Origin of the sequence: Micromonospora sp. NPDC085948 (genome assembly GCF_040686315.1) — a bacterium.
GTDB lineage: Bacteria > Actinomycetota > Actinomycetes > Mycobacteriales > Micromonosporaceae > Micromonospora.
On sequence record NZ_JBFBJW010000005.1, the window covers coordinates 167,903 to 179,349 of the forward strand.

The following is an 11,447-nucleotide window of genomic DNA, read 5'->3' on the forward strand; positions in this document are numbered from 1 at the left end:
AACTGCGTCACTACGTGCGTGTGCCGTCCCGATCGACGTCTCCGTCGGACAACAGAGGAGAAGGCAATGAACCGAGGTCCGGTGCCCAGGCTGCGGCGAGTCCTCATCGTGCTCGGCACGGCGCTCGCCACGGTCGCGGCCACCCTCGCCGTCGCCACCACGCCCGCCACCGCCGCCGAGTCGCCGGACGACTACAGCGGCTCCGACCTGTGGTTACGATACGTGCCGGTCAGCGACGCGAAGCTGCTGCGCGACTACCTCCGCACGGTCACGACGATCGTGGTCGAGAACGCCGACGCCAACCGGGTCCACCGGCACACCGCCGACCTCGCCATGGCGCCCGGCTCCACCGAGAAGCTGGCCGAGACCACGCTCGGCGCGGCCCGGGACGAGTTGGTGCGGGGGCTCGGCGGGCTCCTCAGCCGTTCGACACCCGTGACGACCGTCAGCGGTGACCGGGTCCCGGATGGTGCGGTCGTGGTGGGCACGCCGGCAAGCTCACCGCTGGTGCGCCGCCTCATCCCGGCACGCGACCTGGCCCGGGTCGGCGACGAGGGCTACCTCGTGCGCTCGCTGTCGCGCGGCAGGGACCGGTTCACCGTCATCGCCGGCAACACCGACCTCGGCGCTCTCTACGGGACGTACGCGTTCCTGCGGCTGATGCAGACGCAGAAGCCCATCGACCACCTCCGTGTCGCGGAGTCACCGAAGATCAAGCATCGACTGCTGAACAACTGGGAGACCGAGCGCCTCTACGCCGGCAACAACGCCTCCGGCATCGGCGGGTTGAACGGCGAGAGCGGGGCGATCTTCAACTTCGCGGCGACCGGAGCGAGCGCCGGCGCCAACCTGCCCGTCATCCTCGACCGCTACGTCGTCGTGGCCCGCGCGTTGGCGTCGCTGGGCATCAACGGCATCACCATCAACAACGTCAACGCCGACAACGCCTACCTGACGAGCGCTCGGATCGCGCAGGAGGCCGCCCTCGCCGACGCGCTGCGTCCGTACGGCATCAAGCTGGGCCTGTCGATCCGCTACACCGCGCCCACGGACAGCCGATTCGCACCGGACACGCTGACCAACAGCCAACTCGACCCGTACGGCGCCGACTTCCGGGGTTGGTGGCAGCGCCGGGCGCAGCAGATCCAGGCCGCCATCCCGGACTTCATGGGCTTCACCGTGAAGGCCAACTCCGAGGGCCAGCCCGGGCCACAGGACTTCGGGTACGACCACGGCGACGGCGCCAACGCCATCGGCGCGGCGGTCGCGCCACTCGGAATGACAGTGCACTGGCGGACCTTCGTCTACAACGCCGAGGTCGACAACGACCGTCTCAAGCGGGCCTACCTGGAGTTCGGGCCGATCGACGACGAGGTCCAACCCGACGGCAGCAGAGGGCGCTTCGCCGACAACGTGTTCCTGCAGACCAAGAACGGGCCACTGGACTTCCAGGCCCGGGAGCCCATCCACCCGATGTTCGGCCGGATGGAGAACACCAACCAGGCCCTGGAACTCCAGATCACCCAGGAGTACACGGGCCAGAACTGGATGCTGGCCTACCTCGGGCCCATGTACGAGGAGATCCTCAAGACCGACACGTACGCGACCGACGCGAACGGCAAGCTGCTCACGAAGCGCCTGGTCGGCGACATCGTCGACGGGAGCGCCCAGCACCACCCGGACACCGCCATCGTGGGTGTCGCCAACCTCGGCAACGCCGACAACCTGACCGGGCACCACTTCGCCCAGGCGAACCTGTTCGCGTTCGGCCGGCAGGCGTGGAACTGGTCGCTCGACTCGACGGACATCGCGACCGACTGGGTCCGGATGACCTGGGGCAACGACAGGCGTGTCGTCGACACCATCCGCAAGATGATGATGGGCTCGTGGGAGGCGCTGGTGAGCTACCAGACGCCGCTGGGCATCGGCCACCAGTTCGCCGAGGGCGTCCACTACCGTCCCGACCCGGCCGACTGGGCGGGCCGCGACGACTGGAGTCCGGTCTACTACAACCAGGCCGACAGCGTGGGCCTCGGCTACGACCGCTCCCCCACCGGCAGCAACCTGGCCGCCCAGTACTTCCCCCGACTCCAGCAGCGCTACGGCAACATCGACTCGGTCCCGGAGAACCTGATGATGTGGTTCCACCACGTGCCGTGGGGTCATCGGATGGACAGCGGCCGACCGTTCTGGGACGAGCTGGTCTACCGCTACCAGATGGGCGTGCAGTACGTGACGTGGATGCGGGAGACCTGGGAGACGCTCCAGGCCGACATCGACGCACGCCGGTTCGCGGAGGTACGCGCCAAGCTGGCCGTCCACGAGGCGGACGCCGCCGACTGGCGGGACACGTCGGTGAACTACTGGAAGGAGTTCAGCGGGCGGGACATCCCGGTCGACGACGCGCCGCTCTCGGCGACGATCGTCGTGAACGGGAAGACGTTCGGCGGCTTCAACCTGTCCGACACCTCGTACACCATTCCGGTGCGGGCCGGAGGTTCCCCCACCATCACGAAGGTGCGGACGGCCGACCGGAAGGCGCGCTACCAGATCGTCTCCCAGGCGGCGAGCGTTCCCGGGCAGGCGGTCGTCAAGGTCACGACGGAGAGCTTCTTCGGCCCGCTGGTGAAGAACTACGTCTTCAACCTGGTGCCCGACACGACGCTGACGGCCCTACGCGTCGACGGCACGCGCCTGGCCTCCTTCACGCCGACGGTGCTGCGGTACAACGCCCTCACGGCGGCCGGCACCACGACCGTCCCGACGGTCACCGCCAGCGCCGCCGACCCCGCCGCCACGGTCGCGGTGGAGCAGGCGACCAGCCCCACCGGGCAGGCTCGGGTCACCGTCACCAACGGCGCGGCCTCGTCGGTCTACACCGTGGACCTGAACACCACGAGCACCGGCAGCGACGAGTTCGACTCGGCCCAACTCGGCCCGCAGTGGCAGTGGGTCCGGCCGGACGAGAGCCGGCGGCGTCTGGCCGACGGGTCCCTGGTCATCACCGCGCAGCAGGGTGATCTGCAGGCCAGCACCAACACCGCGAAGAACCTGGCCCTGCAGGACGTCGAGGGTGACTGGACGGCCGAGTCCAAGGTCGTCTTCTCCCGCCCGCTGGCCGCCAACAACGAACAGGGCGGTGTCATCGGGTACGCCGACGACAACAACTACGTCAAGCTCGCCTGGGAGATGGGCAACGCGACCGCGGCCATCAACAAGGTCCGGCTCGTCTTCCTGCGTGAGCAGAACGGCACGACGTCGACCGTGGAGATCACCGGCGCGGATGCCCAGCGGATCGTCGGAGCCGACGGCGCGATCTGGCTGCGACTCACCAAGGTCGGGGACACCTACCGCGCCTACTACTCGCGTGACGGGAGCGTCTACCGCTACATCGGCTCCACGACGTTGACCGTCGAGACGACGAAGGCCGGGCTGCTGGCCTTCAACCGGGCCGGCACCTCCACCGACCTCGACGTCGCCTTCGACTACTTCCGGATCGAGAGCCGGGGCGAGCGCATCCGCTAGGTGTTCCGCACGTCGGCCGGGTCCGGTGATATGCCGGACCCGGCCCGGGACGCGGCTCGTACCAGCGTGACCTGCTCGGGAGCCGCAGCTCATCCGCACTCTCCTCCGGCGTCGACCATCGGCTCGAAGGCGCTTGACGGGCGCTGCCGCTTGCTGGAAGGCGCGCGAGGGTGGGATTATCGCGGCCATGATCGAAAGAATCGAGTCCTCCGTCCGCCGGTGAGCGTGACGACCGAGCCTGGACTGCTCGGACCCCAGATCGCTCTGTTCGCACATGCTCTCCGTCTCCATCAGCGACATCCGGACGGTGTCCTGCCTCGCGACGGCGAGCCGTATCCGGACGAAGACCGTCACCGCTCGCGGCCGTCATACCGGCGTGCGCGGGATCGACGACTCGATGGGGCCGATGTCGCTGTCATCCTCGACCGGCACTTCAGCCAGCCGGACGCACGGGCGAGTGAACTTGTCGGCACCCTCCGCGATGTCTACGTCCCGATCCACCGCAACGACCACATCGTTGCCGCGGCCCTGCGCGCGGATCGGGAGCGCATGCGGCAGACCGGCCGGTGGTTGGTGCGGCACGGCAACGATCGCAACGCCGCCACGGTCGGGCTCGCGCTGCTCGCCGCCGACGGGGCCGAGGACGACATCCCGCTGATCCAAACCATCGGCCTGCTGTCGAACCATTTCGGGCCGTTGGCCGCCGACGCGTTGCAGCGCCGGCGTGGAGGTACGGAAGCGCTGCAGTGGCTCGCCGAGCGCGTCGCCGGCTGGGGCCGGGTCTACGTCGTCGAGGCGCTGTGTCGACAGGGCGCCGCAAAGTCCCGGGCCTGGCTCCTGCGTCGCGCCTGCGACGGCGACTACCTCAACGGCTACTTCGCCGGCAAGGTGGCCACCACAGCGCACCTGCACGAAGCGATCACCAGCACCGATGGCGACGACGACCTGATCGACCACACCGGCCGGCTACTGAGGATCATGGCCGACTGCGATGGCATGGGCATGACTCTCGAGCACTACCCGCCGGCACCTGCCGTATTGGCGGCGCACGCTGCTCACCTCGCCCGGCAGCCGCCGACAGCGAACCGGTACGTCGACGCCGCGATCATCGCCAACTATCTGACGGCCAAGCCTCCGAACCGGTGCGGCTGCACCATCGAGCAGCGGGACCACATCGTGCAGCAGTACCTCGCGGTACTCGACCGGCCGGAGTGGCACGCCGCAGTCCGTGCGGGCCATGGCCTGAACAGCGACTTCTTCGCCTGGTTCACCGGCCACGTAGCCGCGCGGCTACGTCTCGCCGCATTTTCCGACGTCGCGGAGAACGGCGAACGATGAACCACGCCGCCGATCGGAGAGAGGTGCAATAAGCCGCGACCGGGCCCGTCCCCAGGTGGGACGGGCCCGGTCTCGCTCCCCCGAGCGGGTTCCGTCGCCGTCAGCCCCCGATGGCGATGGCGAAGATGTGCATCGTCGATACGTTCGTCGCCGGCCGGGCGCTGATGTTGGGCAGCACGACCGAGGCGACCGCCTTGCTCTGCAACGCCACACCCACGTAGTAGATGCAGGCGGCGGTGTTCTGCCGCTGGTTGTTGGGCCGGTTCTGGTACGCGGACACGATGGCGGCGGTTCCCGCGGAGCTCGGCCCGCCGTACCAGTCGGGCGTGCTCAGCGTGAACGTCTGGCGGGTGCCGTCGGCGTAGACCACCGTGCCCGTGCCCGACGGGGCGCCATAGGTGCCGGTCAGGAGGAAGCCGAGGGTCCGGCCCGTGCCGGTCACGCTGATTGTCTGGCCCGAGGCGATGGCGTTGTCGGCGGCGCCCGAGCTGACGCTGGGCCAGCGGAAGTTGACGCCGTTGCGGCTCACCGTGCCGCCCGGGCTGGCACCGGCCGCGGCCAGGGCCTGCGCCGACAGCGACGCCCCACCGCCGTCGAAGTTGCCGACGTTGGTGTTGCTGTCGCTGGTGATGCCGACGTTGCTGAAGCTCTGCTCCAGCGTCGGCAGGGCGACGCCCGTGCTGGTGACCCGGTAGGTGCGCCCGGCCTGCACGGTGACCTCGATCAGGTCGGACTCGATCCGGGTGACCCGGGCCGCCGTACCGTCGGCGGTGTCGACCACGCTGACGGTGCCGGTGAGGATCCGGGACCGCAGGCGGACGGTGCCGGCCCGGTCCGGCCGCACGAGGATCTCGGTGGCCTGACCGCTCGCCCAGGTGACGTCGACCGTGTGCCCGCCCCGACCCCGCAGACCGGCGACCCGCCCACTCGGCCAGGCCGGCGGCAGCGCGGGCAGGACGTGCAGCTCGCCGGCGTGGCTCTGCAACAGCATCTCGGCGATGCCGGCGGTGGCGCCGAAGTTGCCGTCGATCTGGAACGGCGGGTGCAGATCGAACATGTTGGGCGCGAGCCGGGCGGTGGTGGCGAGGTAGCGGATCAGGTCGTGGGCCCGCTTGCCCTCCTCCATCCGCGCCCAGAAGTTGATTTTCCAGGCCAGCGACCAGCCCGTCCCGTCGTCGCCGCGCAGCGCCAGGGTCCGGCGGGCGGCCTCGAACAGCTGCGGGGTGCCGCGCTTGGTGATCTGGTTGCTGGGCGCCAACCCGTACAGGTGCGAGATGTGCCGGTGGTTGGGCTCGGTCTCCACCCAGTCGTAGAGCCACTCCATGATGTTGCCGCGTGACCCGATCTTCATGGGTGGGAGGCGGTCCCGGGTGGCGCGGACCTGGGCGCGGAAGGTGCTGTCGACGTCGAGGATCTCGCTGGCGCGGGCGCACGCGTCGAACAGGTCCCGCAGGATCTGGTTGTCCATCGTGGGACCGGCGCACACGCTGGCGTTCGCGTGGTGGCTGAGCTCCGGCGAGTTCGACGGGTTGGTCACCAGGTAGCCGAGGGTCGGCTCGGTCACCAGGGTGTTGAGGAAGAACTGCGCCGCGCCCTTCATGGCCGGGTAGTTCGTCCGGAGGAACTCGATGTCGCCGTTGAACAGGTAGTGGTCCCAGATCAACGTGGACAGCCAGGCACCACCGGTCTGCCACATGCCCCAGAACGCGCCGTCCACCACCGCGGTGGCCCGCCACGCGTCGGTGTTGTGGTGGGTGACCCAGCCACCGGCGGCGCCGTACTGCACCTGGGCGGTCCGCGTTCCGGTGACGGCGAGGTCCCGGACCAGGTCGAAGACCGGGTTGTGGCACTCGGCCAGGTTCGTGGTGTTGGCCGGCCAGTAGTTCATCGGCAGGTTGGCGTTGATCGTGTACTTCGAGTCCCAGGACGGGGCCAGCGAATCGTTCCAGATGCCCTGGAGGTTGGCCGGCTGGGTGCCGGGCCTCGACGACGAGATCAACAGGTACCGACCGAACTGGAACAGCAGCGCGGAGAACTGCGGGTCGTTGACGCTGTTGTGCTGGGCGATCCGGACATCCGTCGTCTGGTCGGCCGCGGAGGTCCGGCCCAGGTCGAGGGTGACCCGGCCGAACAGCGCCTGGTAGTCGGCCACGTGCCGGCTGCGCAACTGGTCGTAGCTGCTGGCCCGCGCGGCGGTGAGGCGCTGCCGGGCGATGCCCTGGTAGTCGCCTCCGACGTTGCGGTAGTTGACGTAGCTGGAGCCGATCGAGACCAGCAGGGTCACGCTGGTGGCGTTCGTGACCCGCAGGGTGCCGCCGGAGCTGGACACGCTACCGCCGGTGACGGTGGCGTTGGCCAGTGCGAGGAAGCGGACCTGCCCGGTGACGCCCTCCATGTTCCCGGAGATGCCGTCGAGGCCGATCGTCGTGCCGTCCGGGCTGGACACCGTGGTGCGCTGCGGGCTGTCGAAGGTGGCGGTGAAGCTGATCGAGTTGCTGCGGTCGGCGGTCAGCCGCATCGCGATGACCTGGTCCGGCGCGCTGGAGAAGACCTCGCGCTGGTACCGGATGCCGTTCAGCACGTACGACGTCGTGGCCGTGGCGGTGGTGAGGTCGAGCGTCCGGTTGTGCTGGGACGCGCCGCTGGCGGAGCCGAAGGCGAGCCGGAGGTTGCCGACGGTCTGGTAGGCCAACTGCCCGCCCGGGTTGCCCATCATGGTCTGGTTGATGAGGTCCTGGGCCTGGGTCCACTGGTTCGCGTTGACCAGCCGCCGGATCTCCGCCAGCGCCGCCGCGCCCCGGGTGTTGCTGGGGTCGTGCGGGCCGCCGGCCCAGACGGTGTCCTCGTTGAGCTGGAGTCGTTCCGTGTCGACGTTGCCGAACACCATCGCGCCGAGCCGGCCGTTGCCGATCGGCAGCGCCCGCAGCCAGTCGGTGCCGGCGCCCTCGTCGTACCAGAGGGCGAGGTCACCGGCGGCCAGCACCTGCGGCGGCGCCACCGAGCCCGCTTTCGCGACGGCCGTCCAGGGCAGCGGCAGGAGGGCACCGCCCGCACCGGCCGCACCGATCTTGAGGGCTTGGCGTCGGGTCAGGTCTGACATCGATCCTCCAAACGGTGACCGATCCGGCCACCCCGATGCGTGACAACTGTGGTAACCGAGACGGGTCCGCTGACCGGACCGACCACGACCTTGGGCAGCAGGCCAGCGTCGAGCCCCGAGTCGGGCAGACATCTGATGTGTTTCGCGAAGGTTACTCCGGCGCCACACAATCGGCAACGATCGATCGATGACGAGATCAGCACGAGCCGCCTAGCCGCCGGCAGGCTTCCGCTGGAGGTTGGCAGCGCACCGACGCGACCCGACAGGCCGGGGGCAGCGGAGAGGAGCCCGCTGGCGGCGCTTCAACGCCGTATACATCGGATGATGGGTGGCGAGCAGGCGAGGTCGGCGCAGCGACCGGTCTCGCGCGGACACGGTTGGCGAAGTCGGTGCACGATGCTGGGTGGTCGCAGTTCGCGGCCATGCTGGAGTACAAGGCCGCCCGGCACGGGCGCACCTTCGAACTCGCCCCTTCGGGGGTGTAGCAGACCGGAATCTCCGCCCTTCAGGACGGAGAGGGCGTCACACGAGGTCGAAGGACTCCCACGGACCCACCGCCGTGCGATTCGCGATCAACGGGTCGGCGCCGGCGTTGTCCGCGCAGACGTACCTGTCGTTCGCGCTGCTGCGGAAACTGACACTGCCGTCCGGGTTCGCCACCTGGGTGAACGTCTCCCAACCGCCGACCACGTCCCGGTCGGCCACCAGCGCCGCCGCGCCGGCCTGCTCGGCGCAGACGTACCTGCCGGTTCGGGCGGACCTGAGGGCCACGAGACCACCGCCGGCGTCGACGACGGTGAACTTCTCCGACGCGGTGGTCAGCGAGGCGACCAACGGTGAGCCGCCCACGAAGAGGCCGTTGGCGCGGGAGCGGACGCCGACCGCCGCGGTGGTGGGCGGAGTCGCGCCGAGCACCGGGGCGGTCGGCCGGTTCGCGGTCAACGCGATCGCGCCCTTCAGCATCCGGCCACCGTCGCCGGTGAGCCGCAGGTAGTAGTCCGCCGAGCAGGCCGTGCCGTCCTCATCCAGCGGCAGGAACGTCGAGCCGACCGGGACGAACGCGGCGCTCTCCGCGGTCTTGGCGATCTGGTTGCCCTCGTTGTACTCGTCGAACATCGAGATGTAGATCGCCGGAGCCCCCGCCCGGATCACGTTGTAGAACTGTCGCCACATGAAGTCACCGTGTGCGCGCTGCCGCTCCTGCAGGTCACCGGGCAACACACACGGCTGGTAGTCGATGCCGTGCGCCACGCAGTCCCGCACGTCCGGCACGGTGACGTTGGTGTAGAACCAGTCCGACCCGGCCTGGTCGCCGATCCGGCCGACCATCCAGGGCGAGATCATGTCGTACGCGTGGTAGACGTCGGCGAATCCGGCCCGCGAGTCCTGGGTGCCGTCGCTGTTGCGCCAGTGCGTCGGCGTGCCGCCCATGACGTACACGCCCTGTGCCTTGAACCAGGTGATCACATCGAGGCAGGCCGCAGCGCTCCACGGGTGGTTCTCGTCGTTGAAGCCGAAACCCCAGATCCCGACGACCGGTTTGCCGTTCTGCCTGGCGTACGCCGGGGAGGTCGTGTACGCCCTCATCTTGTTGACCCAGTCGTCCTTGATCTGCTGCTGCATCGTCGTCCAGCCGCTGACGTCGTACATGATGTAGAACTTGCGCCCGAACCGCTCGGCGGCGTTGCGCACCTTGATCGTCACGGCGTCGCGGATCGGGCCCTCCCCGCCAACCGGGTTGAAGCGTTGCAGGGCCGCGGTGTCCAGCCCGTTCTCCTGCATCCAGCGGAAGTGGGTGTCCACGGTCTGCTGGTCGTAGGACGAGAACAGCGAGGCCGGCTGCCCGTTGCCCAGGTTCTGGTATCCGGTCTTGTACACCCGCTCGTAGTCGCGCACGTCCGGCCACGACTTGAGGGCCTCGTTGACCGGCGAGGGCGTCTTCTGCCAGTCCTGGCCGTAGTGCCACCAGCCCGCCAGTGGGCTCCCGTCGCCGGCCCCGGTGAACCACCCCTGGTAGCCGACGGTGATCTTTCCGACGACATCGCCGGGCGGGCTGACCGCAGCGGCGGCGGGTTCGGCCGCGTAGGCGTCGAACGAGACTCCGGCGACGGAGACGGCGGTGCCGGCCACCGCGGTGCCGAGCAGGGTACGGCGGGACAGCCTCATTGGCGTTGGCAACCTTCCTCAGGGGACTTTGCCCGGATCGTCAAGCTAGCGACGATCCGGACGGGATGAGGTTAGTGAGCCGTTTTGCCAACTTCCAAGCTGAGCCACGAAACTTCAAAGAACCTTAAGAGTACGGGGAGCGTCCGCACGCGGATCGTCACGAGCATGCGACGGGTAGTGGCGGAAGCTCGGCGAAGGCAGCGCTCTCGCGTGCAGTCCATTCGGCATCCCGGAGGACATCGGGGACCAGGTCGGCTGTCACGACCGCCGAGCGGATGGTGTCGACGGCACCGCCGCCGTTGGACGCGCTACACCTCGACGGTCACGTCACCCGCCGGGCGGCGCCCGGCGCGTCGCCGGACGGTGGCCGCGATGGTCGCGAGACCGGGGGCGGCGCCGAGCAGCCAGATCGCGATCAGTGGCCAGTGGATCAGCGCACCCACCGCCCCGCGGATCTCCGGGACCTCCCCGACCGTGTACGACGTCTCCGGGCCGGACGTTCGACAGGACAGCGAGTAGGCACCGGCGCTGGGCACGTCGACGGTGGCGACCCAGGCGTAGGAGGCCGCGTCGCCTCCGTAGCCGCCGGGTGGGATCGTCACCGGCTGCGCCCGCCGGGCGTTCGCGCCAGCGCCGGTGACCTCGCAGTCCGGATCGGCAGGTGCGAAACCCACCGCGTAGATCGCGTACCGGCCCGCCGCCGGCAACGTCAGGTGCCCGGACTCGCTGGCTGAGCTCGCGTACGGCCCCACTGCCCCGTATTCCCACTCGCCGTAGCGCACGGTGCTGCCCTCGGCCCCCAACTGCACCGTCAGCTGGGCCAGCAGGGCACCCACGACGACGGTGATCCCGCCCGTGACCAGACCGTGTCGCACCGACGGGTGGCTGCGGCGTGGGCGACCTCGGGCAAGGAGGTGGCCGACCACCGCGCCGCAGATCACCAGCGGTACGCAGGCGATCACCACCCCTCGCCACGGGGCGACACCGGTGAGCGGGATGACCCACCGGTAGACGGCCATCGTCGCGGCCACGAACACCGCGCTGACCAGCGCTGCCGCCACCACGGCGGCCATCGGGGCCGAGGCGCTGCGACGCGGGGAGGCGGACCAGGTCCACCGGGAGGCCACCACGGCGGCGAGCACGGGCACCGCCCCGACGATCCACCACAACGCCGCTGAGACCCCCGGGTCCTCCTCCCAGCGATGTGTCCACTCGAAGAAGACCAGCGGCGCCGGCACGGTCGCCAGCATCCACAGTGCCAGGATCTTCGGGCCGGGAAGTGTCCGACCCGCCACCCGCCAGGTAGCCGCGCTCATGC

At 69.5% G+C, this 11,447-nt stretch carries 5 protein-coding genes; 2 read left to right on the forward strand and 3 right to left on the reverse strand.

Annotation, left to right across the window (positions count from 1 at the left end):
- The first annotated feature begins 66 nt into the window (after positions 1–66).
- Both AB0O48_RS15990 and AB0O48_RS15995 read left to right on the forward strand, forming a co-directional pair.
- Positions 67–3,525: an alpha-glucuronidase family glycosyl hydrolase gene (locus tag AB0O48_RS15990; RefSeq protein ID WP_365066172.1), complete on the forward strand. Its 3,459-nt coding sequence runs from the start codon at positions 67–69 to the stop codon at positions 3,523–3,525.
- Entirely contained in the window at positions 3,526–4,863 is a 1,338-nt protein-coding gene (locus AB0O48_RS15995; RefSeq protein ID WP_365066175.1) for a hypothetical protein, read from the forward strand. It begins immediately after the preceding gene.
- A 100-nt stretch (positions 4,864–4,963) separates the two neighbouring features.
- Here the strand turns inward: AB0O48_RS15995 and AB0O48_RS16000 are convergent, their stop codons facing one another.
- The 3 genes from AB0O48_RS16000 to AB0O48_RS16010 all read right to left on the reverse strand — a co-directional run bounded on the left by AB0O48_RS16000 (position 4,964) and on the right by AB0O48_RS16010 (position 11,445).
- Positions 4,964–7,963 carry a glycoside hydrolase family 95 protein gene (locus AB0O48_RS16000; RefSeq protein WP_357239903.1) on the reverse strand — a complete coding sequence of 1,000 codons (3,000 nt, stop codon included), beginning with the start codon at positions 7,961–7,963 and terminating at the stop codon, positions 4,964–4,966.
- Positions 7,964–8,485: 522 nt separating this feature from the next.
- Positions 8,486–10,129 carry a lectin gene (locus tag AB0O48_RS16005; RefSeq protein ID WP_365066177.1) on the reverse strand — a complete coding sequence of 548 codons (1,644 nt, stop codon included), beginning with the start codon at positions 10,127–10,129 and terminating at the stop codon, positions 8,486–8,488.
- Positions 10,130–10,437: 308 nt separating this feature from the next.
- Complete coding sequence (locus AB0O48_RS16010; RefSeq protein ID WP_357570350.1) at positions 10,438–11,445, reverse strand: hypothetical protein; 1,008 nt, start codon at positions 11,443–11,445, stop codon at positions 10,438–10,440.
- Between the last annotated feature and the right edge of the window lie 2 nt (positions 11,446–11,447).

Excerpts from the sequence above, each read along its gene's own strand:
- AB0O48_RS15990 (WP_365066172.1), top strand. The coding sequence starts at position 67 with ATGAACCGAGGTCCGGTGCCCAGGCTGCGGCGAGTCCTCATCGTGCTC.
- AB0O48_RS16000 (WP_357239903.1), bottom strand. The coding sequence starts at position 7,963 with ATGTCAGACCTGACCCGACGCCAAGCCCTCAAGATCGGTGCGGCCGGT.
- AB0O48_RS16005 (WP_365066177.1), bottom strand. The coding sequence starts at position 10,129 with ATGAGGCTGTCCCGCCGTACCCTGCTCGGCACCGCGGTGGCCGGCACC.
- AB0O48_RS16010 (WP_357570350.1), bottom strand. The coding sequence starts at position 11,445 with ATGAGCGCGGCTACCTGGCGGGTGGCGGGTCGGACACTTCCCGGCCCG.